This window comes from Olegusella massiliensis, assembly GCF_900078545.1.
Classification (GTDB): domain Bacteria; phylum Actinomycetota; class Coriobacteriia; order Coriobacteriales; family Atopobiaceae; genus Olegusella; species Olegusella massiliensis.
The window spans coordinates 1,709,179-1,734,708 of sequence record NZ_FLLS01000002.1 but is presented as its reverse complement, the minus strand read 5'-3'; the positions used below and the strand labels follow the sequence as shown (position 1 = coordinate 1,734,708).

26 protein-coding genes are annotated in these 25,530 nt (G+C 46.1%); 17 read left to right on the top strand and 9 right to left on the bottom strand.

The annotated features are described in order from the left end of the window. Positions 1-39 precede the first annotated feature (39 nt). The 11 genes from rimO to hflX all read left to right on the top strand — a co-directional run bounded on the left by rimO (position 40) and on the right by hflX (position 11,786). Positions 40-1,383, top strand: a complete 1,344-nt coding sequence (gene rimO / locus BN4314_RS07865; RefSeq protein ID WP_068540938.1) for a 30S ribosomal protein S12 methylthiotransferase RimO — start codon at positions 40-42, stop codon at positions 1,381-1,383. A 218-nt stretch (positions 1,384-1,601) separates the two neighbouring features. Next, positions 1,602-2,231 carry a CDP-diacylglycerol--glycerol-3-phosphate 3-phosphatidyltransferase gene (pgsA, locus tag BN4314_RS07860; protein ID WP_051333097.1) on the top strand — a complete coding sequence of 210 codons (630 nt, stop codon included), beginning with the start codon at positions 1,602-1,604 and terminating at the stop codon, positions 2,229-2,231. A 3-nt stretch (positions 2,232-2,234) separates the two neighbouring features. Continuing rightward, a complete protein-coding gene (locus BN4314_RS07855; protein ID WP_068540709.1) occupies positions 2,235-2,747 on the top strand; it encodes a CinA family protein in 513 nt (170 codons plus the stop codon). Between the two features lie 257 nt (positions 2,748-3,004). Beyond that, positions 3,005-4,114, top strand: coding sequence for a recombinase RecA (gene recA, locus BN4314_RS07850; RefSeq protein WP_068540707.1), 1,110 nt, complete (start codon positions 3,005-3,007; stop codon positions 4,112-4,114). A 7-nt stretch (positions 4,115-4,121) separates the two neighbouring features. Next, on the top strand, positions 4,122-4,796 hold the full coding sequence (locus BN4314_RS07845; RefSeq protein ID WP_068540705.1) for a regulatory protein RecX: 675 nt from the start codon (positions 4,122-4,124) through the stop codon (positions 4,794-4,796). Between the two features lie 259 nt (positions 4,797-5,055). Further along, positions 5,056-6,615 (top strand): ribonuclease Y, encoded by a 1,560-nt coding sequence (rny, locus tag BN4314_RS07840; protein WP_021735466.1) that lies wholly within the window; start codon positions 5,056-5,058, stop codon positions 6,613-6,615. Positions 6,616-6,625: 10 nt separating this feature from the next. Next, positions 6,626-7,705 (top strand): ATP-binding protein, encoded by a 1,080-nt coding sequence (locus BN4314_RS07835; protein WP_068540704.1) that lies wholly within the window; start codon positions 6,626-6,628, stop codon positions 7,703-7,705. 116 nt (positions 7,706-7,821) lie between these two features. Next, complete coding sequence (locus BN4314_RS07830) at positions 7,822-8,154, top strand: stage V sporulation protein S (RefSeq protein ID WP_021735433.1); 333 nt, start codon at positions 7,822-7,824, stop codon at positions 8,152-8,154. Continuing rightward, the gene (gene miaB, locus BN4314_RS07825) at positions 8,151-9,521 is read left to right on the top strand and encodes a tRNA (N6-isopentenyl adenosine(37)-C2)-methylthiotransferase MiaB (protein ID WP_021735374.1); all 1,371 of its coding nucleotides are present in this window, start codon (positions 8,151-8,153) and stop codon (positions 9,519-9,521) included. The genes BN4314_RS07830 and miaB overlap by 4 nt, the downstream gene beginning before the upstream one ends. After that, a complete protein-coding gene (gene miaA / locus BN4314_RS07820) occupies positions 9,518-10,483 on the top strand; it encodes a tRNA (adenosine(37)-N6)-dimethylallyltransferase MiaA (protein ID WP_021735389.1) in 966 nt (321 codons plus the stop codon). Before miaB ends, miaA begins: the two co-directional genes overlap by 4 nt. After that, on the top strand, positions 10,470-11,786 hold the full coding sequence (hflX, locus tag BN4314_RS07815; protein ID WP_068540702.1) for a GTPase HflX: 1,317 nt from the start codon (positions 10,470-10,472) through the stop codon (positions 11,784-11,786). Before miaA ends, hflX begins: the two co-directional genes overlap by 14 nt. Here hflX and BN4314_RS07810 read toward each other — a convergent pair. Then, positions 11,781-12,563, bottom strand: a complete 783-nt coding sequence (locus BN4314_RS07810) for a heparan-alpha-glucosaminide N-acetyltransferase (protein WP_082911232.1) — start codon at positions 12,561-12,563, stop codon at positions 11,781-11,783. The two genes, hflX and BN4314_RS07810, sit on opposite strands and share 6 nt — an antisense overlap. Before the next feature lie 2 nt (positions 12,564-12,565). Then, positions 12,566-13,210, bottom strand: a complete 645-nt coding sequence (lexA, locus tag BN4314_RS07805) for a transcriptional repressor LexA (RefSeq protein ID WP_021735446.1) — start codon at positions 13,208-13,210, stop codon at positions 12,566-12,568. Positions 13,211-13,401: 191 nt separating this feature from the next. Between lexA and BN4314_RS07800 the strand changes: the two genes are divergently transcribed. The 6 genes from BN4314_RS07800 (at position 13,402) to BN4314_RS07775 (ending at position 18,817) form a co-directional block, all read left to right on the top strand. Next, a complete protein-coding gene (locus BN4314_RS07800; RefSeq protein WP_068540700.1) occupies positions 13,402-13,854 on the top strand; it encodes a LysM peptidoglycan-binding domain-containing protein in 453 nt (150 codons plus the stop codon). 134 nt (positions 13,855-13,988) lie between these two features. Next, positions 13,989-14,438, top strand: coding sequence for a transcriptional regulator NrdR (gene nrdR / locus BN4314_RS07795; protein ID WP_021735427.1), 450 nt, complete (start codon positions 13,989-13,991; stop codon positions 14,436-14,438). Then, a complete protein-coding gene (gene dut, locus BN4314_RS07790; protein WP_068540699.1) occupies positions 14,435-14,884 on the top strand; it encodes a dUTP diphosphatase in 450 nt (149 codons plus the stop codon). The genes nrdR and dut overlap by 4 nt, the downstream gene beginning before the upstream one ends. A gap of 91 nt (positions 14,885-14,975) precedes the next feature. Beyond that, on the top strand, positions 14,976-16,289 hold the full coding sequence (locus tag BN4314_RS07785; protein WP_021735319.1) for an NCS2 family permease: 1,314 nt from the start codon (positions 14,976-14,978) through the stop codon (positions 16,287-16,289). Between the two features lie 55 nt (positions 16,290-16,344). Beyond that, positions 16,345-17,607 carry a uracil-xanthine permease family protein gene (locus tag BN4314_RS07780; RefSeq protein ID WP_068540697.1) on the top strand — a complete coding sequence of 421 codons (1,263 nt, stop codon included), beginning with the start codon at positions 16,345-16,347 and terminating at the stop codon, positions 17,605-17,607. Positions 17,608-17,860: 253 nt separating this feature from the next. Then, positions 17,861-18,817: an NAD(P)/FAD-dependent oxidoreductase gene (locus tag BN4314_RS07775; protein ID WP_068540695.1), complete on the top strand. Its 957-nt coding sequence runs from the start codon at positions 17,861-17,863 to the stop codon at positions 18,815-18,817. 247 nt (positions 18,818-19,064) lie between these two features. Here the strand turns inward: BN4314_RS07775 and BN4314_RS07770 are convergent, their stop codons facing one another. The 7 genes from BN4314_RS07770 to BN4314_RS07740 all read right to left on the bottom strand — a co-directional run bounded on the left by BN4314_RS07770 (position 19,065) and on the right by BN4314_RS07740 (position 25,457). Beyond that, the gene (locus BN4314_RS07770; protein WP_232309738.1) at positions 19,065-20,657 is read right to left on the bottom strand and encodes a ClC family H(+)/Cl(-) exchange transporter; all 1,593 of its coding nucleotides are present in this window, start codon (positions 20,655-20,657) and stop codon (positions 19,065-19,067) included. 31 nt (positions 20,658-20,688) lie between these two features. Further along, on the bottom strand, positions 20,689-21,849 hold the full coding sequence (locus tag BN4314_RS07765; RefSeq protein WP_068540692.1) for a C40 family peptidase: 1,161 nt from the start codon (positions 21,847-21,849) through the stop codon (positions 20,689-20,691). A 100-nt stretch (positions 21,850-21,949) separates the two neighbouring features. Continuing rightward, positions 21,950-22,483 carry an adenine phosphoribosyltransferase gene (locus tag BN4314_RS07760; RefSeq protein ID WP_068540690.1) on the bottom strand — a complete coding sequence of 178 codons (534 nt, stop codon included), beginning with the start codon at positions 22,481-22,483 and terminating at the stop codon, positions 21,950-21,952. A 35-nt stretch (positions 22,484-22,518) separates the two neighbouring features. Beyond that, positions 22,519-23,271 carry a transcriptional regulator FtsR gene (ftsR, locus tag BN4314_RS07755; protein WP_068540689.1) on the bottom strand — a complete coding sequence of 251 codons (753 nt, stop codon included), beginning with the start codon at positions 23,269-23,271 and terminating at the stop codon, positions 22,519-22,521. Between the two features lie 2 nt (positions 23,272-23,273). Further along, positions 23,274-23,705 (bottom strand): FHA domain-containing protein, encoded by a 432-nt coding sequence (locus BN4314_RS07750; protein ID WP_021735522.1) that lies wholly within the window; start codon positions 23,703-23,705, stop codon positions 23,274-23,276. A gap of 137 nt (positions 23,706-23,842) precedes the next feature. Further along, positions 23,843-24,700 carry a hypothetical protein gene (locus BN4314_RS07745; protein ID WP_068540687.1) on the bottom strand — a complete coding sequence of 286 codons (858 nt, stop codon included), beginning with the start codon at positions 24,698-24,700 and terminating at the stop codon, positions 23,843-23,845. Continuing rightward, the gene (locus BN4314_RS07740) at positions 24,693-25,457 is read right to left on the bottom strand and encodes a CDP-alcohol phosphatidyltransferase family protein (RefSeq protein ID WP_068540934.1); all 765 of its coding nucleotides are present in this window, start codon (positions 25,455-25,457) and stop codon (positions 24,693-24,695) included. The genes BN4314_RS07745 and BN4314_RS07740 overlap by 8 nt, the downstream gene beginning before the upstream one ends. Positions 25,458-25,530: the final 73 nt, after the last annotated feature.

Below are 25,530 nucleotides of genomic sequence, written 5' to 3'. Positions count from 1 at the left end.
ATAGGTGTAACTGTGGACAAAGTCCAAACTGTCGAAGCAATATTGACCAAAAACGATGCAAAAGAAAAAAAGTTTTTGATAGTTACGCTCGGCTGTGCAAAAAATGAAGTCGATAGTGATCGTATGCGTTCTCTGCTCTTGGCAGGCGGTCTTACAGAAACTCAAGAGAGTACCGATGCAGACGTAGCTTTGATTAATACCTGCTCTTTTTTGGCCTCAGCGACTACTGAGTCTGTTGAAACCACACTTGATTTGGCGGAGGCAGTCTCACAGGGAGTGCGAAACTGCCCTCTTATCATGTGCGGTTGCGTTCCTTCACGCTATGGTGCAGCGCTTCCTGCTGAGCTTCCCGAGGTCGCCGCTTTTGTGCGCACTGATGAGGAAGACAATATTCTTAGCGTTGTACATGATGTTCTAGGAATGAAAGATAGCGAGACCCCTCAGCTTGCGGGACATATGCTGCGCACCATTTCGGGTGCAAGTGCTTATGTAAAAATTTCTGATGGCTGTGATCGCTTCTGCGCTTTTTGTGCGATTCCCTCTATTCGCGGTCGCTATGTTTCTCGTCCTGCTTCAGAAATTCTGACTGAAATTAGTGAGCTGGCAAAAGGTGGTGTTCGTGAAATTGTTCTCATTGGCCAAGACACGGGCATCTGGGGTTCTGATTTTAAGGAGCCCTCTACACTCGCAGCTCTTATGCGTCAGGCCGCTGAAGTTATGCGACCTTACAAGGGTTGGATTCGTGTACTTTACCTGCAACCTGAAGGAATGACCGAAGGGCTGATTGCAACCATTCGTGATACTCCTGAAATTTTGCCTTATATCGATATTCCTATCCAGCATTGTAATGAACGTGTACTCAAATCTATGGGCCGGTCTGGAAGTAGAGAACAACTCAGTAAACTCTTTGCACATTTGCGGCGAGAAATTCCAGGTATGGTACTGCGCACGACAGGAATGGCGGGTTTTCCTGGTGAGACAGACGAAGAAGCCGATGAACTCCTTGATTTTTTGGCGGAGGAAGGCTTTGATTATACGTCGGTTTTTGCGTATTCACCCGAGGAAGGTACCCGTGGTGCACGTATGGCTGACCAAATACCTGAAGACATCAAGCTTGAGCGTGCTCAACGCTTGCAGGATTTAGCTGACGAAATGGGCTTTGCTGCTACCGCAAAACACCTTGGCGAACAGGTTGATGTCATTATTGATGGCATTGAAGAAGGCAACGATGGACTTGAGCTTATCGGTCATACGTGGTTTCAGGCACCAGATTCTGATGGAGCAGTACATATTGCCCAAGGAGAAGCTTCTGTTGGTGATATTGTTAGCTGTGAACTGGTAGATTGTGTCTGTTATGAGCTGTATGGAACTATCTGTAAGTAGTCAGATGGGAGCGCTGAGTAAAAATGGATGAACAAAAAACAATGGAGCATAATCCAGAAGCGGCGGTAAAGAGGCCAGAGCCAAAATCTACAGTTGTTCGTGAGAAAAATACTCAATCAGATATTGCGGCGGTTTCTGATCGACCCCATCATCCCCGCAAGCCTGCTAATCGCAGGCCTGCAAGCAAGCGTCGTGCCACGTCCGCTGCCAAGTCTAAGATGAACGCTACCAAAGATTCCCATACCAAGACGGGTTTACGTAGCAGCTCTATTTGGACTGCTGCAAACATTGTTACCTGTATTCGTGTTTTGTTTATTCCTGTATGGCTCTTTGTTGCAGAGGCTGTGCCTGCCTCGGACGGTGCTACATTTTCCTTTGCCGCATTCCTCGTAGCGCTTTTTTATATAGCAATTTCCCTTACGGATAAACTTGATGGCTATCTTGCGCGCAGCAAAGGAGAAATTACCACTTTTGGTAAATTCCTTGACCCAATTGCAGATAAACTCGTGGTATTGGTAGCGCTCTCCTTCCTGCTTGAACAGCATATGGTCAATAGCTGGGTACTCCTTGTTATCATTGCTCGAGAATTTTTGGTATCTGGTTTGCGTATGGTTATTGCATCCAAAGGTGTTGTTATTGCTGCTAGCGAGCTTGGAAAATGGAAAACCGCTATCACTATGATTGCAATTTCTGGTTTGCTCGTTGTACGCGCACTATCTGCAGGCATCATATTCAATGCGCTTATGGGATTCTTCCAAATTGTTATGTTTGCTGCTGTTTTACTTACCGCTTGGTCTGGCATTGACTACTTCATCAAAGGTTGGCGTTATTTGCTTGATGAGGAGTAAATAATGTCTAAGGACGAGGAGCTACAACAAGCTATCACACAGGCTGCTTCTCAACTTGTTCATGATGCGACGGCAAAAGGTTTACAGCTTGGCACTGCTGAATCTTGTACAGCAGGCCTTGTTGTTGCAAGCATTGCCGATATCCCTGGGGCCTCTGTGATACTTAAGGGAGGCATTGTGAGCTATGCCATCACAGTCAAACAAGCCATACTTGGTGTCTCAAAAGATATTTTTGCGACACCAGAATTGGGTGCCGTATCTGCAGAGTGCGCCCAACAAATGGCAAATGGAGCAGTTAAAGCTCTTTCCTGCGATGTGGCTGTTTCAGTAACAGGCATAGCAGGCCCTGGTGGTGCACAGCCCGGCAAACCTGTTGGAACCGTTTGGTTTGGTCTGAGTTCTTCCCAAATGGTGCGTAGCCTTTGTTGCCACTTTGATGGTGGTCGTATGATGGTGCGCAAGCAAGCAGTCCTTCAAGCGCTCCAACTTCTTTTAGAAGCAGTTCATGAGTTCTAAACGAAAATGCCTATCTATTTGAAAAGGTTTTTGTTTACTTGATAGATTTCCCCATAAACAGATGAGAAAAACTCTGGCAGCTTTGTCCAAATTGCTGCTAGTGATAATGGCAGTCTGAAAGTTGCAGACTTGCCAAATACTTGCTTTTAACTGTTCTCTTTTGTATTTGCAAGCTCAGGTAGACTTGGGGTGTGCGTTGACACCGAACGGTTGTTCGTTTAGACTGCATATGGTCAAAATAAAAGGGAAGGGTTGGCATGGCAAAGTCAAAAGCCGCTGCTCGTGAGGTCCATAGCAAAACGTATGGCACTGAACGTGACAAGATGATAGAGAGTACCACTGCAGAAATTCAGAAGCGTTTTGGCAATGGTGCCATTATGCGTTACGGTGATGATGGCCCCGATCTTGAAGTAGAGGCTATTCCTACAGGAAGTCTTGCTTTGGATGCTGCATTGGGTATTGGCGGTGTACCTCGTGGTCGTATAGTTGAGATTTATGGCCCTGAATCTTCTGGTAAAACCACTCTTTCCTTGCAAATTTTGGCTGAAGCCCAGGCGATGGGTGGCGTGGTGGCTTTCATCGATGCGGAGCATGCATTGGACCCAGGCTATGCAGCGCGTCTCGGCGTTGACATTGATGAAGTACTCATTTCTCAGCCTGATACAGGTGAGCAGGCGCTTGAGATTTGCGACATGCTTGTACGTTCTGGTGCAATTGATGTGGTTGTTGTTGACTCCGTTGCTGCTCTTGTACCTAAAGCAGAGATTGAAGGTGAGATTGGCGACACTACGGTTGGTCTGCAGGCACGCTTGATGAGTCAAGCCTTACGTAAGCTTGCAGGCTCTCTGTCTAAGTCTCAGACTACCTGCATCTTTATCAATCAACTTCGGGAAAAAATTGGTGTGATGTTTGGTAACCCAGAGACTACTCCTGGCGGGCGTGCTCTCAAGTTCTTCTCTTCGGTGCGCATGGATATTCGCCGTGTGGACTCCATCAAAAAAGATGGTGATATCATTGGCAATCGCGTGCGCGTCAAGGTAGTAAAAAACAAAGTTGCGCCTCCTTTCCGTCAAGCAGAATTTGACATTATGTATGGCACGGGCATTTCCAAGGAAGGCTCCGTCCTTGATATGGGTGTTGACTATAAGATTGTCAACAAGTCCGGCTCTTGGTATACCTACGGCGAAGAACGTCTTGGACAAGGCCATGAGGCTGCCAAAGAATTCTTGGCTAGCAATCCCGAATTGCGCGATGAGATTGAAAATCAGGTGCGTATTGCGTGTGGTCTTATTTTGGGTGACGAGCGTGTAGGGATGCCCACTATGCCCGAAGATCTTTCTCCTGACATTGACGATTCTACAAAGTAGTTTTTGTATGTCAGATTTTGAAATACGAGTTGAGCTTCCAGATAAAAATCACTACCCCTCATTCGGTCGAAAAAGGGGTAGCGTTTTTTACATCGAAGACTCTTCGGGTGAAGAAAAAATACTGGTACCTGTTGCGGTAGCCCGCTCACTCAAAAAGTCATTAGATTGTGATGAGATTTATCCTACTTCTCGTGCGGAGCTTTTTTATCAGCTAGGTGAAATCGCTCAGCGTTGCGCAACACAGAGATTAGCAAACCTGCTTAATCGACGTGATTATTCATGTATGGAAGCAAGTCGCAAATTACAAGAAGATGGCTATGCTCGGCAGACTATCGAAGAGCTGATAGAACATGCCAAAAAGGGGAGAGCGCTCGACGATCAGCGCTATGCTGCCCTATATATCCGCTCAAAGATTAATGTTGGCTGGGGTCCTAAACGTATCGAAAAAGAGCTTGCTTTAAAAGGTATTAATCTCAATGAAATAGAGGGATGGCCCGAAGAGTTTATCGATTTAGAAAACCAGACTGAACGCGCCTATGAACTTGCGAGTACACGTAGCTTATGTGGCAAAAATGATTTTCAAAAGCTCGTACGTTTTCTTATGAGCAGGGGGTTTGCCATGAGCGATGCAATTCCTGCCGTTAAGCGAGTTCTTAAAGAAGCAGCTGAAAAGGAACAATAGGCGGTTTATCTGCACCTATGCCACCTTTTTATCTAAATATTTTACAAGCGTTAATTTGACAGTTTGTCTGCTAGCGCATAAAGTTGAAGGGTCACCAGAGTGATCTCGTCGCGTTCTTGATGCGACATTGAATAGTTTTATTTGTTATTGATGTCTTTTCATTGCGGGACTGAGCGTCGTCAGGTGGCGGGTCTTTTCATGAACCTATGAAGGTCCCTTATTTTTTTGAATATTATGCTTTACCACCTGAGGAGTAAGTATGAGTCCATTATTTTTTGCAGTAGGTTTTGTATGCCTACTTTTAGGCATAGGAATTGCCTATGTAGTCATTAATAATTCTGCCAATTCTAAAGCTAAAGCGGCTGAGCTACGTATTCGTGAAGCTGAGACTGAGGCTCGGCGTATTGCCGAAGATGCTGTTCGTGATGCAGAAAATGCTAAACGTGCAGCTCAAGTAGAAACTCGCGAAGAAATTCTTCAACTCCGTCAAAAGTATGATGTTGAGGAAAAGCAGCGCAAAGGTGAAATTAACCAGATGGAGCAGCGCGTACTTCAGCGTGAAGAGCTGCTTGATAAACGTTCTGATTCTCTTGATCGTAAGGAGCATCAGCTTGCCAGTCTTCAGGGTCAGATAGAAAGTCGTAGTCGGCAAGTCGATGCTTTGGTGCAAAAGCAAAGCAGCGAACTTGAGCGCATTTCTTCTTTGACGCGGGAAGACGCCCGTCAGGAACTACTCGACCGTGTTCGTGCAGATACTGTACGTGAAGAAGCTCAAATTCTTCGTGATTCTGAACAGCACATCAAAGCTCAGGCCGATAAAACCGCTCGTGAGATTGTTACTACGGCAATTCAGCGTTGCGCAGCTGACCAAGCCGGTGAGATTACCGTTACCAGTGTTCATATCCCCTCCGACGACCTTAAAGGCCGTATTATTGGCCGCGAAGGTCGCAACATCCGTGCTTTTGAGCAGATTTCTGGTGTCTCATTAGTTATCGATGATACGCCCGAGACAGTGGTGCTTTCGAGTTTTAATCCCGTACGACGTGAGACTGCACGTGTTGCTCTTGAAAATCTTATTGCGGATGGTCGTATCCATCCTGCCCGTATTGAAGAGATGTACAACAAGGCAGAAAAGCTTGTTTCTGAGCGTGTCCAAGAGGCAGGAGAAACTGCTGCATTTGATACCGGCATTCATGATCTGCACCCTGAGATCATTAAAGTTTTAGGTGCTCTCAAATACCGCACTTCTTTTGGGCAGAATGTACTCATGCACTCTGTGCAGGTGGCATCTCTCTGTGGCATTATGGCAAATGAGCTCGGTATGGATCCGACCCCTGCCAAGCGCGCTGGCTTGCTCCATGATATTGGTAAGGCTATTGACCACGAGGTGGAAGGTCCTCACGCTGTTATTGGCGCTGATCTTTGCCGGCGTTATGGTGAGCGTGCTGATATTGTTCACGCCATTGAAGCTCATCATGCCGATGTGGAACCTCAGACGGTCTTGGACGTCTTGGTGCAAGCTGCAGATGCCATTTCTGCTGCTCGCCCTGGTGCTCGTCGTGAGTCTGCTGAAAGCTACATCAAGCGTCTCGAGCGTCTTGAAGAAATTTCCAACTCCCATGAAGGCGTTGAGCGTACGTATGCCATGCAGGCTGGTCGTGAGTTGCATGTTATGGTCAAGCCCGAAAAGATTAGCGATGTCGAGTCGGTGGTCCTCGCTCACGATATTGCCCAGCAAATTGAAAATGAGATGGAATATCCCGGACAGGTTAGAGTGGTTGTTATTCGTGAGTCTCGCGCAGTAGACGTAGCCAAGTAGGCCTTCCTTTATGGTAGAGAGTTCCTCTGATCTTGCAGAATTTGTAGCTCAGGTCGCAGGTAAAGGTCTGAGAGTCGAAGAAAGTCTTGGCCAAGGCTTTGTTCGTCTTCGCGTTGATGAAGCAGAGCGTAGACAGGCTGCGCATGACATTCGCAATGTTGAGGATGTCATAGTGGAACTTTTGCGCAATGCACGCGATGCGGGAGCAAATCATATTTATGTTGCCACATCTCGCGAAGGTGATCGACGCACTATTACCATATTGGACGATGGCACAGGTATTCCTTTTGAGCTACAAGAGCGCATTTTTGATGCTCGTGTTACTTCGAAGCTCGAAACGATGCATATGGATCGCTGGGGCGTCCATGGTCGTGGTATGGCTTTGTATTCAGTACGTACCAATGCGGATTCAGCCCGTGTCATTTGTTCTGCTCCTGGCAAGGGAAGCTCGATACAGGTTGTATCTAATATCAATAAAATTGCTGAAAAAGCAGATCAGTCAACATGGCCTGTCATGGACAGCGATGAGGATGAACAAACCATACTACGCGGGCCCCACAATATCATTCGTGCCTGTGCGGAATTTGCCCTCGAAGAGAGGGGAGTCTGCGAAGTATTTCTTGGTTCTGCTGCAGACATTGTTGCCACTGCCCGCAAAAAAGCTCGCCCCCAGCTAGAGGCTACCAAGCTCTTATTCCTTGAGAGCCTCGATGAACTCCAGCTACTTGAACGTATCCATGAGGCAGCGGATGCAAGCGAACTTGCAAGGGTGGCAGCTGAGCTTGGGCTGAATATTTCTGAGCGTACCGCTCATCGCATACTTTCTGGTGCTATCAAACCACTTCGTAGCGTCTATGCCCGCCTCAGTCATTCTCGTTTTGCCTCTACCACCAACAAACAGATAGACCTTAAAAAGGATCAACGCGGATTACGTATTACTCCGCAAGATGCTGAAGAATTTTCTCGTCTCATGGAACGCGATTTTGCTTTTTTGGCACAACGCTACTATCTAGAGCTGGCTTCTGCACCTCGAATAAATGCAGGAAAAGGTAGGGTCACTGTGAGTTTTGAATTGGCAGGTGGGGATTAAATACTTTTTGCTTGCGTTATAGATTAGATTCATCGTAGGATAAAATACCGCAGGTAGCACTAATAGACACACTCATTGGATACTTAAATACAGCAGTTTGATTGCAGGAGCACCAAATGGAATTTTTGAAGGTCTCAAGTAAGTCTTCACCCGCATCGGTAGCAGGTGCTATCGCAGGTATGGTCAAAGACGGCGTTCCTTGCCAAATGCAGGCAGTTGGTGCTGGTGCTGTCAATCAAGCTATAAAAGCTGTTGCCATTGCTCGAGGCTTTCTCATTCCTACAGGTACTGATATTAGTTGTGCTCCCACCTTTGCCGATATCGAAATTGGCGGTCAATCGCGAACGGCAGTACGTATTGCCATATATGTTCATCCCATAACTCTTGGGGGTAATTCACAGTCTCTTCCTGTAGTCATGCATTCTGACGATTATGGGGTTGATTTATGACGCTAGAAAATCACGCTTTGACAGGTCGTACTTATTTTGTAAAAACTTTCGGTTGCCAGATGAATCTCCATGACAGCGAGCGAGTAGCTGGCCTTTTAGATAGTTGTGGATGCATTGTCGTGGCTACGCCTGAAGAAGCCGACATTGTAGTTTATATGACCTGCGCTGTACGCGAAAATGCTGACCAGCGTCTTTATGGTCAAGCATCTTCTATGGTGAGTGCTCCTAAACCTCCTTCAGGTCGAAGGATTGTGGCAATAGGTGGTTGCATTGCACAACGCGATGGAGAGGATATTCGGACGCATATCCCTGGCGTGGATGTTGTCTTTGGCACCAGTGCCATAGCTGAGCTTCCAGGGCTAATTGAACATGCTCTTCAACGTGATTCAAATGTTCCTGAGGTAGATATTCAGGAAGCAGGACGGGGCTTTTCTACCGAGCTTCCCAGCAGGCGTGCAAATAGTTTTCATGCATGGGTGCCCATCATGAGTGGCTGTAATAACTTCTGCACGTACTGCATCGTACCGTATGTGCGTGGACGTGAAAAAAGTCGCATCTTAGAGCGCATTGTTGATGAATGTCAGCATCTCGTTGCAGATGGCGTACGTGAAATCTGTTTGTTAGGCCAAAATGTCAACAGCTATGGTCGTGACCTTTATGGCAAACCTCGTTTTGCTGAGCTGTTGCGTGAGGTAGGCAAGACTGGAATTGAGCGTATTCGCTTTACTTCTTCTAACCCCAAAGATCTGAGCGATGAAACTATTGCTGCTATGGCAGAGACCGCTGCTGTAATGCCGCAGCTACACTTGGCAGTACAGTCTGGATCAACGCGCATTCTTAAGGCCATGAACCGTAGTTATACCAGAGATGAATATCTTGATTTGACTCGTCGTTTGCGCGTGGCCATACCGGATATTACGCTTTCTACCGATATCATTGTCGGATTTCCCGGAGAGACTGAAGAGGACTTTCTTGAGACGCTTTCACTGGTAGATGAAGCAGGTTTTGATACGGCGTATACCTTTATCTATTCACCTCGTCCTGGCACACCTGCTGCTCGTATGGAAATCAAGACAACTCATGAAGAAATTCAAGATCGCTTTGATCGCCTCGCTAAACGCATTGAACAGCGTGCTTATGAGGCAAACGTTCCTTATCAGGGACGCATGGTAGAGTCCTTAGTAGAAGGTACTTCAAAACGTAATGCACGAGTTTTGACGGGTCACAGCCCACACAATCAAACGGTGCTATTTGATTTACCTGAAGGACGAATGCCTGACGAATTTATTGGCAAGCTTTGTGATGTGCACGTGGAGGAGGCTCGTACCTGGTATTTGCGCGGCAGCATGGTAGGTGCAGCCCGATGAGTCAGTGCAATCCTCTTATTGCGATTGTTGGTCCTACAGCTTCTGGTAAAAGCTCTCTTGCTGAAAATGTAGCTCTTGCCTTGACCTCTGCTGTCATTTCAATCGATGCTATGCAGATATACAAAGGGATGGATATAGGCACGGCTAAGACCGCTATCTCAGAACGACGCTGCCCTTTGCTGATGGTTGATGTAGCCGAAATCGGTGAAGCATATTCAGCCCGCCTTTTTCAAAAAGCTGCACGCAAGGAAATTGAAAATCTTCTAACTGCTCATAAAACTCCCGTACTTTGTGGTGGTACGGGCTTGTATCTCAATGCTGTTATTGATGAGATGGACTTTCCTGCAGGCTCTACAGGGGGAGCTTCTCGTGCGGCGTATGAGCAGTTAGCCATACAAAAGGGAGCAGAGGCCCTCTACCATGTGCTAGAAAATCGGGATCCCGAGAGCGCCAAACTTATCCATCCTTGTAATGTAAAGCGTGTAGTGAGAGCGCTTGAGATGTCTGATGAGGGCATTTCATATGCCCAACAACATGCTGGCTTGCACACACGCAAAACTCATTACGACTGTCTCATTTGGGGCATCAAGCGTGACCGTTCACATTTACATCAACGCATTGAACAGCGTGTCCATCAGATGTTTGATGCGGGCTTAGTAGATGAGGTACTTCGCTTGCAACAACAAGGTTTGGAAACAGCACTTACTTCAAAGCAAGCAATTGGTTACCGACAAGTTCTAGACTATCTCAATGGTGTCTGTACGCTTAAAGAAGCAAAAGAACAAGTCATCATTAAGACACGTCAATACGCCAAACGCCAAATCTCTTGGTTCGAACATGATGGGCGTGTACAGTGGCTTGATTTTGAAACACTATCCGAAGAAGAAGCAACGAAGCAAATCCTCAGAGCTTACAAAGCATATCTTTCTACAGAAACAGGTGACCTGAGTGCCAAGATTTAATCTGCGCTCAACTGAATTTGTACCTGAACGCGCCATTATTGTGGGTGTAGATTTAGGCAAGAGTGATTGGCCCTTGGAAGAGTCCCTTGATGAGCTCGAACGACTTGCCCAAACTGATGGTGCAGAAGTTATTACCCGCGTTACACAAAAACTTGATACGCCTATTTCACGCACGTTTATTGGCTCAGGAAAAGCTCTTGAGCTCAAGCGTCTTGTAGCAGCTCTTGATATTGATATTGTTATTTTTGATGACGAACTCTCGCCATCTCAACAGTCCAATCTTGAACGACTTATCGGAGAACCTACCAAAGTTATTGACCGCACGGCACTCATCTTGGATATTTTTGGACGCCATGCAAAAACTCGTGAAGGTAGATTGCAGGTGCAGCTAGCTCAGCTGCAATATCTCTATCCAAGACTTCGTGGCATGTGGAGTCATCTTGCTGGCGACTCCACACGTGGCGGTATTGGTAGCCGTTTTGGCATGGGAGAATCTCAGCTTGAAGTTGACCGTCGTTTGATTCGTGCACGTATTTCTACGCTTCGTCGAGAACTTAAGAATCTTGATCAAAGACGCAGCATACAAAGTAAAGCTCGCTGGAGTTCGGGTGTATGGAGTGTTGCGCTCGTGGGTTATACCAATGCTGGCAAATCAACAATTTTGAATCGTTTGACTGGCTCTGAGGTGTACGCCAAAGATGAACTGTTTGCCACCCTAGATCCCACAACACGCTCTCTTTCCCTTGAGGAAGGTCGAAAAATTACTCTTACTGATACGGTTGGCTTTATTCAAAAGCTACCGACCACTTTGGTCGAAGCGTTTAAGTCTACGCTCGCTGAGGTTGTATCTGCAGATCTTATTTTGCTTGTTGTAGATGCAGCGGATCCCAATGCAAAACGGCAAATTATAGCGGTGCGTCAGGTATTAGAGCAGATTAAGGCCGATCACATTCCTACTGTTTTGGTTTACAACAAATGTGATCTGCTTGCTGATGATGCGATACATACCATTGAAACGACCGAAGCTGGTTCTGTGGCCATCTCTGCTCAACAGGGTTGGGGACTGCGAGGCTTGTTATATCGTATTGCGCAAGAAGCAGCTACAGGGCAAAGTACTTTGACCGCATGCGTGCCCTACGACAGAGGAGCTTTGCTTGCTCGTATACACGAGCGCTGTCAGATGATTAGTGAGAGGTACGAACAAAGTGGTGTGTTAATCACGGTAAAGGCCGACAAGCAGATGGCAGCAGCACTTCAGCCTTACCAAATCGAGGAGAAAGCTACTGACAAAGACCTGTTATAAGGCATAGCAGAGCAACAAAATGATAGGCTGATGGAGGATATAAATCTGTAGAGGATGGCGACCTATCCACTCAAGCAGTTTGCAGCGGTATCGAAAAAGCCACTCAGGATATTCCGATTTCTTCCATTGCCACCCAAGATGTGCTCCCGCCATATAAAGAAGGCCATAGGGAAGTAGGGGATAATAATCTCCCGATACAAAATGAGGTCCAGGAAATCCTAACCAAGAAAGCCATTCACTTTGATATAAACATGTGGGTAGCATGAGTTTTACTTGACCTATGCTCACAAAACCAGCTGCAAGTGGAAGACAAAATAAGAAAAGCATGACGCAGGCAACAAGCTGAATATAATTCCAACGTTTTGCAAGGATGGTCTGTTCGATTAACCAGGCAATAAAAGTGGATACGGCCATACAAAAAATGATGCCAAAATTAATGGCTGCATCTACTGCAGCCAAGGTGGTTGCCAGCCATATTACAAACGCTAAAAGACCATAACGGAGCGCTCTATAGAGATTATTTCTTGAGAGGCTGCAGCTTAGGCCAGCTATTATGAGGAAAACCCAAGATATTGAAGCGCGCCATATATCAATAAAAGGTGCTTGAAAGAAAAAAAGAAACTTTCCCTGTAAGAATTGCAAATCATAACACGCGTGAAAGACAACCATCGAAATGATGGTGAAGCCACGAATGGCATCTAGGGTATAAAGACGCCCCAAGTGTAAAGACTTAGGGCCATCTTGATGAGTATCTTGCGTTGCGTGGTAACTCGGCATAATTACATCTGACGAATAAGGCCGGTAACCTTACCCAAAATAGTGGGATTGCGAATATAAATGGGTTGCATTAAATCATTTTCAGGCTGAAGGCGAATGTGCTCTTTTTCGCGATAGAACGTTTTTACCGTGGCAGAGTCATCAATAAGAGCCACAACAATCTCGCCATCATGGGCATCATGCTGCTCTTTGACAATAATATAATCGCCATCGAAAATGCCTGCGTTAATCATTGAACTGCCATGCACGCGAAGCACAAAAGAACTTGCATCTCCCACAATGCTTGTGGGCAAAGAAAGCGTATCTTCAACATTTTGCTCGGCCAAGATAGGAATACCTGCTGCCACACGACCCACCAGCGGCAATTTAATGATATCGGCAGACAAATCCTGAGAAACCTCAACTAATTTTGCCGAGGAAGTATCTTCGCTTTCGACAACCTCAATGGTGCGAGGCTTATTGGAATCCCTTGTTATGTAGCCATGTTGCTCAAGAATCTTGAGATGCGTATGAACAGTCGAGGGAGACGCAAGGCCAACTGCAGTGCCAATTTCACGTACCGAAGGAGGATAGGAATGCTCCTTGGTATAACTGCAGATAAATTCGTAAATCGCACGCTGTCTTTTGCTCAGTTGCTTGTTGCTCATGCCGCCTCCTTTGATGCTAAAAGCAGTATAAAGCATTGCGAAGAAAAATAAAACAGATGTTCTTTTTCTCTTGACATGTTCTCTTATATATTCATAATAGAGTACAGTTGTTCTACGCACATATGTTCGTATCTCATTTTGGTGTCCACCTGCCATGAGAAGATATGCGTAAGCAACGGGAGGAGAAAAAGATGAACTACCGCAGCAACACAAACTATAGCTATGAAACGGCAGGTTCTTCTGCGTTGACGCCTCAATACCGTCGCACCACGTTTACGCTTATCCAGGGCGGTAAAGATTGCGCAACAAGCTGTCCGTCAACTCGCACTGATTTACACCAAAGCACTGTTCAACAGCGCTCGTATCGCTTTACTATTTTTGCTGCACTAGTTGTTGTTGTTATTACGTTTGCTGCGAGTTTATATATCAGCGATCAGTTAGATGCAAATCGTATTGCTACAGCTCAACTCAACCTTCGTTATGCCACAACTACGGTTCAGCCAGGGGATTCACTCTGGTCTATCTCTGAATCTCATCAGATTAAAGGTATGAGTACTTCCGAGACACTTCGTTTAATTGAGCAGCTCAATAATATAGATGCTCAATCATTATCAGTGGGAATGAACTTATCTGTTCCTGCTTAGTTTGTCTTACTTGTATGTACTTCTGTTACCAAACCCTAGGTATAGTGTTTCAATTTGTGTTTTTGCCTTTATTTTGTTTGCACATCGTGTAAAGTTTGTGACTGGTTTTAATGGCACTATCACAAAGGAGCTCGATGCGCTGCCCAAAATGTGGCTGTGAGGAGTCCAAAGTAGTTGACTCCCGTCCATCTGAAAGCGCTGATGCTATTAGAAGGCGTCGTGAATGTGTAGGGTGTGGCTATCGCTTTACAACTTATGAGCGTCGTGAAGAAGTACCGCTTCTTGTTGTCAAGAAAGATGGCACCAAAGAGACTTTCGACCGCCAAAAGCTTATGCGCGGATTGCTTGCTGCTACCGTCAAACGAAATATCAGTATCGAAACTCTCGACGAGCTCATTGGTGATATTGAAGCAGACTTGCGAGATCAGGGACAAACCGAGGTTTTGTCTCAAGATCTTGGCAGACTAGTTTTGGTTAAGCTTCGCGATATTGACAAAGTGGCCTACGTTCGATTTGCTTCTGTATATCGCGACTTTAAAGATGTAGATGAATTTTACGAAGAGCTAAGGAGTCTTGCACAGTGACCTCTGAGCATATCTCATTGCCTATTAAGCGCCTTGATCCTTCTGTTGAACTTCCTACCTATGCTTATCAAGGCGACGCAGGTCTTGATTTGCGTGCAAGTGAATCACTTACTCTAGCTCCTCTTGAGCGTCGACTTGTTTCTACTGGCCTTGCCATTGCTATTCCAGAAGGCTATGCAGGTTTTGTCCAACCTCGCAGTGGTCGTTCTTTGCGCGAAGGTCTTTCTATGGCAAATACTCCTGGTTTGGTGGATAGCCACTATCGTGGCGAACTCAAAGTAGTTGCTATTAATCTAGATCCTCATAAGCCCCTCGTAATTGAGCGTGGGGAACGCATTGCACAACTCGTTATTCAAAAAGTTCCTATTGTTGAGCTTGTCGAAGTAGACGAACTTGATGAGACGGATCGTGGTGCTGCTGGTTTTGGATCAAGTGGCACCAATTAATACTTGATTTTGAGGCGCGGCTGGCGTGCCTTGAAATACTGCTGTCTTTTAGGTTTGACAGCATGTTTTCCAAAAAGGGAAGGGGAAAGTAATGGAGAACTTCTTCAAGTTTGCAGAGAGGGGGTCGTCAACTGGTCAGGAAATTCGTGCTGGCCTGACGACATTCCTTGCGATGGCTTATATCATCGCAGTCAATCCCTCGCTACTTGCAGCTGCAGGTGTACCTGTCACTGCGGCTGTCACTGCAACTTGTCTCGGTGCAGGCCTCATGACCATCTTAATGGGCGTTTTTGCTAATAGGCCCTTGGCTTGTGCTTCTGGTATGGGCATCAATGCCGTTGTTGCCTTTTCGCTCACCGCTATTGCTGGCAACGACTGGCATGCTGCAATGGCAGTAGTCTTCATTGAGGGCATCGCTATTCTGGTGCTCGTTCTTTGCGGCTTACGCGAAGCAATCATGGATGCAATTCCTGTTTCTTTGCGTCATGCCATCTCCGTTGGTCTTGGCCTCTTTATTGCGATGATTGGCCTTAAGGACGGAGGCATTATCGTTGCCAATGAGGCAACTATGGTTGCCCTCGGTAAAGTAACTGAACCAGTCTTTATCGTTGGCATGATTTCTATTGTTGCTTCTATCATTTTGTATGTGAAAAAAGTGCCCGGTTCTCTGCTATGGGGCATTCTTATCGCGGTGCTTGCTGGCATACCTCTAGGCGTTACTCAGGCTCCTACGGGCATCGTTTCTGGTCTCGATTTTTCTTCCTTTGGCGCACCTTTCTTAGCTGATGCCAACGGCTTGACAGGTATTGTCAAAGTGATGACCACCCCCGTTTTGCTTGTCTTTGCTTTCTCGCTGATGATGTCTGACTTCTTTGACACCATGGGCACCGCTATGGCTGTTGCAAAACAGGGTGAGTTCCTCAATGAGGATGGCTCTGTTGAAAACATTCGTGAGATTTTGATTGTTGACTCTGCTGCAGCTGCTATGGGCGGCCTGCTTGGTGCTTCTTCTATTACAACTTTTGTCGAGTCTGCATCTGGTGCAGCTGATGGTGGTCGCACTGGTTTGACCTCTGTTGCAACGGGTGTACTCTTTATTCTTGCTGCTTTCTTCTCTCCCGTTATTGCCATCATCAGCTCTGCTGCCACCTGTGGCGCTCTTGTTGTTGTTGGCTTTTTGATGATGACTGATGTGGCTGACATCGACTGGCGAGATGTTCTCCAGGGCTTCCCTGCATTCATGATCGTTGCAGGCATTCCTTTTACCTACTCCATTTCCAACGGCATCGGTATGGGCTTTATTGCCTATGTACTCGTTGCTGCGGTAACTGGTCAAATCAAGAAGATCAAGCCTTTGATGTGGGTAGCAACTTTTGCCTTTGTCCTTTATTTCTTACTTGTTTAACAAGTGCAGGTTAAGAGCCCGGGCATCCGGGCTCTTTTTTAAATAAGGAGGTCGTATGGCATCAAAACAACGTGAAGTTATCGCCGTCGATGATCATGTAGCTCCCGCTCGTGCCATTCCTCTGGGTATTCAGCATATGATGAGCATGTTTGGCGCTACTGTGCTTGTACCTACACTTACGGGATTGTCACCTTCGGTTGCAATTATGTGTTCGGGTATTGGTACCATGTGCTACCTTCTCGTAACCCGCAATAAGATTCCTAGCTATCTCGGTAGCTCATTTGCCTTTATTAGTCCTATCATTGCCGTAGCAGCTACCACAGGCTCTCTCAATGCTGTTATGAGCGGTGTTGTGGTCTCTGGCGTGGTGTTCCTACTGACCGCGCTACTTATCAAAATTATTGGTACTGCTTGGCTTGATAGAGTACTGCCACCGGTACTTGTCGCTTCGGTCATGATTGTTATCGGTGTTGGCCTATCTGCCACAGCAGTAAAAATGGCTCTTTATTCCTCTACAGATTCTTTTGTGGCACTAGGCGCCATTGCCGCAGCGGTAACACTGGTAGCAGCCGTCATTTTCTCGAGCATGGGTGGATTATTTGGTACCATGCCAGTTCTTCTGGCCATTATTGTGGGATATATTTTCTCCTGCTTCATTAAGCTTGTAGATTTTACGCCGGTACTTGATGCGGCATGGTTGGGACTTCCTACATTTACTCATCCGAGCTTCGATTGGGGCGCTATTGTACTTATTGCCCCTGTTGCTGTGGTGGTTGTCATTGAGCATATAGGTCACCTCTTGGCTGTGGGCGAGATTGTTGGTCGCGACTATCGCGAAATGCTACCGCAATCCCTTGCAGGTGATGGTATTGCTACTGTTATCTCAGGATTTCTTGGTGGTCCTCCCACTACAACCTATGCTGAAAACATTGGTGTGATGAGTGTAACTCGCGTATATGCCACACAAGTTTTTTGGTACGCAGCTGCTTTTGCGCTGGTTGTTGGTGGTTTTTGTCCCAAGCTTGCAGCACTCATTAGCTCTATTCCAACCCCTGTAATGGGTGGGGTAAGCTTGCTGCTCTTTGGCCTTATTGCGAGTAACGGTCTACATATGCTCGTTACCAATAAAGTAGATTTTGATGATAATCGCAACCTTATGATTGCTTCTGTTGTCATTATTTTAGGTGTAGGCATGGAGACAAGTGGTATTACCATCCCTATGGGCAACTACACACTTCCGGGTATGGCAACTTCGGCACTTGTAGGCATTCTGCTCAACTTGATTTTGCCTCACAGCTCTTCTTCTCAAAAGGAATAAAGGCTACATCTAAAGAATAGTTATTATAAAAGAGGTGTTGACGCAGGTCAGCACCTCTTTTTTGGCGCTAGACTTTTTAAAATATAGCGACGCAAAAAATATCAAATTTGAGCCGTCCAGATGTAAGCAACTTGTTTTACCTGCTGTTTTTAAAATCAACTTATATTAACTGCTGTTTGCATCTATTTTTATTGGGTATCCTACTTTCAGTGATAATTCAGCCTTCAATTTGAGGGTAAGAGAAGGGCTTGATATGTCAAATGAGACAACAACACGTACAAAGGATATGGTAATTGTGGGCGGCGGTCCTGCAGGTTTGACTGCTGCCATTTATGCGCAACGTGCCATGCTTGACACCGTATTGCTTGAGCAAGAAGCAGTTGGTGGCCAGGTTATTTCTACAAGTGAAATTGATAATTATCCTGGTGTCCCTCATACTGACGGCTTTACTTTGACTGATGCTATGCAACAGCAAGCAGAAGACTTGGGCGCAACAATTGAGATGTCAATTGTTGAGGGCATTGAGCATACAGGGGAGGGGCGCTTCCTTGTACATACACCCGAGGCTGATTATGACAGCGCTACCGTAATTGTCGCTGGCGGTGCAACCCCTCGACATGCAGGTTTTGAGGGTGAGGAAAAATATGCAGGTCATGGCGTTTCATATTGCGCCACTTGCGATGGAATGTTTTATCGCGGCAAAAAAGTCTTCATCATCGGGGGAGGTAACTCTGCCTGCGAAGAGGCTTTGTTTTTGACAAGGTTTGCAGACGAGGTTGTACTTGTTGTTCGCAAGGATCATCTGCGCGCACAGGCATCTGTAGCGAAGCTTGTAGATGAGAATCCGAAACTTACAATTAGGTACCTAACTAGTATTGTCCGAGTTGATGGGGGACAGCTGCTCAGCTCTGTTACCTTCAGGAATAATGCAACTGGTGAGGAAACGACCGAAACCTACCCAGAAGGTAGCTTCGGCGTCTTTGTCTTTGTTGGTCGTGTGCCAGCAACCGAGCTTATTTCTGATTTGGTTGAGCTTGATTCCAGAGGCTATGTTGTGACAAATGATCGGCTTGAAACCAAAACAGCTGGCCTATATGCGGCAGGAGACCTACGTCAAAAACCCTTGCGTCAGATAATTACTGCAGCGGCAGACGGTGCAATTGCGGTGAACTCTGCGTCAGCATATCTTGGTCAGCCAGTCGAAGGTTAAGCAGCGATATAACAGATTAATTACTCATAGTTAGTTTCAATAGAACCCCTTAGTATTTCTTGTTTCAATGAAACGTGAGCTAAGGGGTCTTCTCTATATCTTTAACAGCTTAGATTGGGATATAAAGCTGATAATATATATTATGTAAAGTAACAACTATAAAGAAAGTCTCTTTTGTAAGCTTGCGATCCCCTGTTATATATAAGAGCTAATTTGTAAAATGGCTAATACGACAAGTCGTATGAAACTAGTTTTTGTCCTTTGACGACAGAGCGCTTGTAGTGCGAGGCTTAATAGATCCGCGACAGACATTGTGAGCCCATTTTTGGGACTCAAATTCATCTTCAACACTCATTATCAAAAGAAGTTCATCCATTGCATAAAGCTGCACATCTCCGCGCGGAATAATATCTAAACCTGCGCGAGTAATAGCAACAATACGTGCAGTTTTTGGCCAAACAATGTCACGAATACGCTTGCCATCAAGCATGCTGCCAGCGCCAACATAATAAGTGTGCAGTACTTTCTCCCCCGCTAGCCCTGTCTTGTCAGGGTCTCGTGGTGTCGAACCTAACAGATTGGCGAGAAGATGTTCATAAAAGGCATCAACATGTAGCGAACGAGCAATTGCAAAAGAAATAATCGAAACAATAGAAACGGCAAGCAAAGCATCAAGACTGCCAGTCAACTCAAAAGCAAGAACGACTCCCGTAACTGGAGCCTGCACAACCGCGGCAAACATCCCCGCCACGGCCATTACCACGAAGTTCACCACATAACTATTTGGTACACCAAAAAACTGAGTAACTACTACTCCATACAGTTCTCCCACAAGCATCGAAAGCACTACCAGCGGAAAGAGCGTGCCACCGGGAGCTCCTGAAGCAAAGCTCATAGTGGTAAAGATATATTTACCTATCAGCAGAAAGACAATAGTACCCAAAGGCAACAGAGTGCTTGTTTGGAAAATCTCAACAATGGCATCACCGCCGCACATCAAATCTGGTGCCAAAAAAGCCGCGAAGGCTACCATGGCAAAAGGTATAGCGAGGCGGGTATACGGCAGGCATGTCATGATCTTGCCATAAAACTTTTCTTGGCAGGCAAACATTCCAAGGTTGTGAAGTGCGCCAAATACACCGCACACGAGACCTAAAAGTACGACAAAGACATAGTTGCTATGTGGAAGATTACCAATAAAAATCAGTTGCAAAACAGGCTTTACACCCAAAATTTGCGAGACCAAAAAGTCTGAGGCAACCGAACTTGCCATAACTGACAAAATGAGTGTGGGCGTAAATTCCTTATGAATCTCCTCAAGGGCAAAGAGCACACCTGTAAGAGGGGCGTTAAAAGCAGCAGACATACCTGCAGCAGCCCCGCAGGTAACAAGAAGTCGTTCTTCTTGCCTGCCACGATGTAGACCGCGAGAAACCGCCTTGCCTATCATCGAACCCAACTGCACGCTGGGGCCTTCGCGACCAAGAGAAAGACCTGCCAATGCGCAGAGAGTACCTTCTATAAACTTGGTACCAAGCACGCGGTGCCAAGGCATATTGATGCGCCCCATCACCTCAGCATCGGTCTGAGGAATACCAGAGCCCTGGGTATACGGTTCCCAAAGCATCAGCCTACAGACAGCAAAACAGATAAGAATGAGTATAAAAATCCATCCAACAATCCCCACAAAATTGCCTGTCATAGCAGTTATATAGGCTCTGAGCATCTTTTCGGCAAAGCTTAAAGAAAGACGGTATAGCGTCACAATAATACCGCCAAAAGCGCCTACCAAAAGACCCTCCCCGACCAGCGTAAGCTGATGCTCAGAGGAGAGTCTCATTATGAGTGGAGAATGCTGATTTTCAGACATCCTAGTAGGGTCCGCCTCCAATGAAAGACCACATAGAACGCTGTGTTACGGTACGGCCCGGACTCGGTGCATCAATAAAGACGCCATTGCCAACATAAATACCCACGTGACCTGAGCTAGTAAAGGCAAGATCACCAGGATTAAGCTCAGAAATTGAGGTATGCCAATCGCCAGAAGCCTTGAGTGAATCAATCATGTCATAGGTAGTACGACCACGGGCATAGCCATAGCAGTAGCAAACAAGACCAGAACAATCAAAGCTATCGGGACCAGTAGCACCACTGACATAAGGTAAACCAATTGCAGAATAAGCAGAACTCAAACCGCCGCCACTATAGGCATGTCCACCGCTACCCTTCTTGGAAGGCGTCTTGGTGTTAGAGTCTTTAGACTTGTTGGTCTTGTTCTTTGTTTCGGACTTGCCCGCAGATTTATTCTGAACGTGAGAATTGTTTTGCTGCTTGTAATCCTTGATAGCACCAACCGCTGTTGAGGTACCACTTTGCTTTTTGACCGTGCCACCCTTAGAAATTGTTTCTGCAGCTTGTTTTTCTTCCGCATCAGCTTCGGCTTCAAGCTGTGCTTTGACCTCGGCGCTTAGGGAATCATAGTATTCCTGAGCTGCAGCGACCTTGGAAGAGTATTCATCAGCACGCTGCTGAGTTTTCTTAATTTTGGCTTCTTGATCGTCCTTTTTGGACTCAAGATCAGACTTTTCTTTGTTGAGCTGATCCTCAAGATCGCGCACAGCAGAGATGTTTGCAGCATCCTGATCTGCAATACGGTCTGCAATATAGATGTTGGAGATGAGATCTTCTGCACTCTCAGAGCCAAGAAGCACCGAAAGAAGACTGGATCCACCAGTTTTGTAATTTGAGCGCATACGATTGCCCAAAACCTTGCGTGCTGATTTGAGATCCTCTTTTGTCGAGTCAATCTGTGTCTGTTTTTTTGCGATATCCGTTTGGGTCTGCTGAAGCGTAGTTGCCTGAGCGTCAAGATCGCTTTGAATTGAAGCAAGCTCTCCGCCCAAACTCTCAAGTTTAGCCTGGGCAGTATTCAAATCAGCAGCACTAGGTGCAGCAAACGCAAAAGGGCTCATAGTGGCCAACGCAAAGGCGACTGTAAGGCCAGCTACAACTGCCTTGTGCTTGATGTCCATACTCAAATCCTTAATATTCATAGCTCCGCTACGACAAAAGTCGCAACACGAATCTAGCTAATTATAGCGTTATGCAAGAAGCCCCATAAAATTTTCTAAGCTACCTGACCTGAATCAGGGTAAATACCTCGTCACTATATTGAGCGGCAATGGTCTCACGAGGATTTAGATATGCAAGCTCTAGAATAAAAGAGAATCCCACAACCTTGGCTCCTGACTGTTCAACAAGCTTGGCTGTGGCCACAGCAGTACCGCCAGTTGCTACTAAATCATCAACAATAAGAACTTTATCGCTTTCAGTAATTGCATCTTTGTGAATTTGAAGCTCATCGGTGCCATACTCCAACGCATATTGTTGAGAGTAGACTGCACGTGGAAGCTTGCCAGGCTTGCGAGCAGGAACAAAGCCCGCCTTGAGACGGTATGCTACAGGTGCACCGACCAAAAAACCACGAGCCTCAGCACCAACGACCTTGGTGATGCCTTTGCCAATGAAGTGATCCACGATACGATCAATGGAAATCGCCAAACCGCGGGAATCAGCCATCAAAGGTGTGATGTCCTTAAAGATTACACCGGGCTCGGGATAATCAGGGATATCGATGACAAGGCTTTCAAGATCGAAGTCAGACATAATGGTTCCTTTCATCTGTGCTACAGATACCCGATTTAACTTTTTCTTTTTATAGCTGAGACTGACATTTCTTTATATGCATTGTTGATGTGATGGCGCAAAAGCTCATCGCGCACCATATCGGTAAGCTGAATCATTTCGTTAAGAGCCTCAGCAAATTGCTTACGGGTTGCATCACTTGGAGGCGCATCGATACTGCCACGGTGCGCATAAGGAACTAAAGCCTGCTCCAACATCCCACTTTCACGACGAGCTGCCTGCACATAAATACGCAGATGCTTGGCTTCCATACCATAGTGACGAAGGCGGTCACAGGCACGAATCAAGGAAAGATCGTGTCCATCTACCAAATCGCGACCATGAGGAGATCGGGATAGCTTGATAACGCCCGCCTCAGCGAGCTGCTGCGCAAAACCAGCGCTTACACCACAAAGCTCAGGCATACGCTCAATAGGATGAAGTTTTTCAATATCCTCGGGGCGATCCTGATCTAAGGGAATAACGTTCATCTCGCTTTGCTGGATTTTGGCAGAACTATCTTCTATCCCCTGCTCAAACTGCTCTTTGATAATGGAAAGTGGCATAAAACGCGACTTTTGCAAATACAATATCTTTTCAAGACGATGTACATCATGTTGAGAATACAGGCGATAACCACCAGGCGTACGCGCTGGGTTAAGCAGACCTTCACCCTCAAGATAGCGAACCTTCGAAACAGACAGGTCGGGATATTGCGACTGAAGCCGCTTTACCACTTTACCGATTGTCAGATAACCGGCATCAGCCATGCTTATGCTCCGGTTTCAATCCTAGATTGGCGGCCTCCATTGGAATGAAAAATCATACGGAAGGTGCCAATTTGAATAGTTGAACCATCTTTAAGCATTGCTTTATTGACAATAGCGCCGTCTACCCACGTGCCATTAAGCGAGCCTAAGTCCTCGATTGTGGCAAAACCTGACGCCATGCCTCGCAAATCAATGCGTGCGTGGTGACGAGAAACGGTCATATCATTAAGAAAGACAGAATTTGAAGGGTCACGACCAAGAGTAGTTGTGTCATCCGTCAAAATAAACTGAGCTCCAGTCTGAGGACCCTTAACAATAGATAACATGGGTCTGCCGGCATTGGCGTCAGAAAGCAAATCAGGAGCAGTTGAATCAGGCGATGGCATGCGGAATATTTCTGTGGCGCCCATTTCATTCGGTCGCGGATTCTGCATGGGTTACTCCTTCAATAGGTGAATACTAGCAAGTCATAAAAAACCACTATCTATAGTAGCGCTACTTGCACTCATTAAGAAATATTTTATGAAAACTGTCCGCTTACTGGAGCAAAAATGGCTCTCGTTGTCATACCTTAGTCCAGCGCACGAGCTCCAATAAAATCTGATTCCTGACGAAGTAGATTAAGGGTCTGTAATTCGTGAGCTGACTTTTTGATACGCTCAGTTGAGTGCAGCCAAGAAACCCAGGGCATCATCTGCTCTGCTTGTGCAAAGAGTGCCGTTCTTCCCACTGGATGGACTCGTGTAAACGATAAAAAACTACGCCAGAGTACACGAACATAGTGAGGCGGCACCATGACGAGATATGCCTTATCAAACGGCTTGGGTAAAGACGTGACCAGACAGCGTATTTTGTCCAGTTCAAGGCTGCGTACCTGTCCTGTAGTTGGAACTTCTCCTGCAAGATAGTCAGACAACACTGAGTTTGCTCCAGGTCCCGCCAGTAAAAGTGGGACAAGCTTAAAAGATGCATCCTCAAGCTGTATTTCTTTAAAAGGCGCGCTATCATTCTGCTGGGCTGTGGCAATAAAATGCAGCCATGCATCAAGAAGAGATGCGCGTGAAGATACATCGCAAAGTAAGTATTCGCTATCCCCCGTACGCAAAAGCAAAGGAATGCTTATGAGTGAAGCATCCCCAGCAAGTATAGGCTCAAATAAAGCCTCCCCTACCGCAAGCCTTCTACCTGCGCAAACCATTTCAATAAAAGCCTGTGCTACAGGACCTGCAATAAGAGTCACACTCATGCCAGACAAATCTATAAGACCAATATCCGTGCGTAGGGCAGCGGTCTCATCAACTCCTGCATAGGCTATAGGTAACTCACTTTCAAGCTCTTCAAAAAACTCAAACTGAGCTCCAAGCAATTCGTGTTCAGTACGCAAAAAACTTGCGAGTTCTGCTACAGAAGTAATAGCTGATTTATCCATTTTTCTTCAGCGCCTTACGAGCACGTGCATTGGACTCTGCCGACTCAACATCCCGCCCTGCAAGACTTTCTCTTTTAAAGAAAAGACCTTCTTTGGTATAAATAATCGCAGTGATAGTAGAGCAAACAACGCCTGCATATACGAGCCAGATACTCAATACCGCCGGTTGAGTACCCAGACCCGGAAGATAAACGCTCTCTAACAGTCCTATGCCTGGCACATGTGGCACACCGATGAGCAGGCCACAAAAGCCAAGCATAAAGAGAGCTGTAGTGACCTTGCCAATAAAAACGACATCAATCGGACGACGGCGATAACGTTGCAGCCAAATAGCGCCTAGCGCCAAATAAGCATCACGACCTATAACAAAAAGTGCAATCCAGCAAGGTAACTCACCAGTAATCATAAGTCCCAATACACCGGTAAAAAGCAAGACACGATCCATAATGGGATCCATGATTTTACCCAACCAACTTACCGTATGGGTGCGCCGGGCAACTTGTCCATCCAAGAAGTCTGTACCTGCAGCTATGGCATAGCAAAGTAGCGCCAATAAGCGATTGTTGCCACGTACAAAAAGAAAAAGAAACGCTACTGTCAGCAGTAGACGACAAAAAGTAATGACATTTGCAAGGGTAAAAATCTGACTGCTTGGGTTGTCAGGAGTACCCACCTCTGCTATCAAAGCACCAGCCATCTGTGCATGAGCAGTATCTGGGTCAATGCGAGTCTTAATTTTTTCAGTCCGCTTTTGCAAAACGGAGTGCTCACTCGGTTTCAACGACTATTTACCTTCCAACCTTGCAGTGTGCAACGTACTAATACTAGCA

What these genes read in the sequence shown, in the direction of transcription:
- BN4314_RS07770 (WP_232309738.1), bottom strand. Translation starts at nt 20,657, where the DNA reads ATGAGACTCTCCTCTGAGCATCAGCTTACGCTGGTCGGGGAGGGTCTT.
- nrdR (WP_021735427.1), top strand. Translation starts at nt 13,989, where the DNA reads ATGCGCTGCCCAAAATGTGGCTGTGAGGAGTCCAAAGTAGTTGACTCC.
- lexA (WP_021735446.1), bottom strand. Translation starts at nt 13,210, where the DNA reads ATGAGCAACAAGCAACTGAGCAAAAGACAGCGTGCGATTTACGAATTT.
- BN4314_RS07785 (WP_021735319.1), top strand. Translation starts at nt 14,976, where the DNA reads ATGGAGAACTTCTTCAAGTTTGCAGAGAGGGGGTCGTCAACTGGTCAG.
- BN4314_RS07810 (WP_082911232.1), bottom strand. Translation starts at nt 12,563, where the DNA reads ATGCCGAGTTACCACGCAACGCAAGATACTCATCAAGATGGCCCTAAG.
- BN4314_RS07855 (WP_068540709.1), top strand. Translation starts at nt 2,235, where the DNA reads ATGTCTAAGGACGAGGAGCTACAACAAGCTATCACACAGGCTGCTTCT.
- BN4314_RS07835 (WP_068540704.1), top strand. Translation starts at nt 6,626, where the DNA reads ATGGTAGAGAGTTCCTCTGATCTTGCAGAATTTGTAGCTCAGGTCGCA.
- ftsR (WP_068540689.1), bottom strand. Translation starts at nt 23,271, where the DNA reads ATGGCTGATGCCGGTTATCTGACAATCGGTAAAGTGGTAAAGCGGCTT.
- BN4314_RS07845 (WP_068540705.1), top strand. Translation starts at nt 4,122, where the DNA reads ATGTCAGATTTTGAAATACGAGTTGAGCTTCCAGATAAAAATCACTAC.
- miaA (WP_021735389.1), top strand. Translation starts at nt 9,518, where the DNA reads ATGAGTCAGTGCAATCCTCTTATTGCGATTGTTGGTCCTACAGCTTCT.
- BN4314_RS07780 (WP_068540697.1), top strand. Translation starts at nt 16,345, where the DNA reads ATGGCATCAAAACAACGTGAAGTTATCGCCGTCGATGATCATGTAGCT.
- BN4314_RS07775 (WP_068540695.1), top strand. Translation starts at nt 17,861, where the DNA reads ATGTCAAATGAGACAACAACACGTACAAAGGATATGGTAATTGTGGGC.
- BN4314_RS07750 (WP_021735522.1), bottom strand. Translation starts at nt 23,705, where the DNA reads ATGCAGAATCCGCGACCGAATGAAATGGGCGCCACAGAAATATTCCGC.
- pgsA (WP_051333097.1), top strand. Translation starts at nt 1,602, where the DNA reads ATGAACGCTACCAAAGATTCCCATACCAAGACGGGTTTACGTAGCAGC.
- BN4314_RS07745 (WP_068540687.1), bottom strand. Translation starts at nt 24,700, where the DNA reads ATGGATAAATCAGCTATTACTTCTGTAGCAGAACTCGCAAGTTTTTTG.
- rny (WP_021735466.1), top strand. Translation starts at nt 5,056, where the DNA reads ATGAGTCCATTATTTTTTGCAGTAGGTTTTGTATGCCTACTTTTAGGC.
- BN4314_RS07830 (WP_021735433.1), top strand. Translation starts at nt 7,822, where the DNA reads ATGGAATTTTTGAAGGTCTCAAGTAAGTCTTCACCCGCATCGGTAGCA.
- BN4314_RS07760 (WP_068540690.1), bottom strand. Translation starts at nt 22,483, where the DNA reads ATGTCTGACTTCGATCTTGAAAGCCTTGTCATCGATATCCCTGATTAT.
- BN4314_RS07800 (WP_068540700.1), top strand. Translation starts at nt 13,402, where the DNA reads ATGAACTACCGCAGCAACACAAACTATAGCTATGAAACGGCAGGTTCT.
- miaB (WP_021735374.1), top strand. Translation starts at nt 8,151, where the DNA reads ATGACGCTAGAAAATCACGCTTTGACAGGTCGTACTTATTTTGTAAAA.
- BN4314_RS07765 (WP_068540692.1), bottom strand. Translation starts at nt 21,849, where the DNA reads ATGGACATCAAGCACAAGGCAGTTGTAGCTGGCCTTACAGTCGCCTTT.
- recA (WP_068540707.1), top strand. Translation starts at nt 3,005, where the DNA reads ATGGCAAAGTCAAAAGCCGCTGCTCGTGAGGTCCATAGCAAAACGTAT.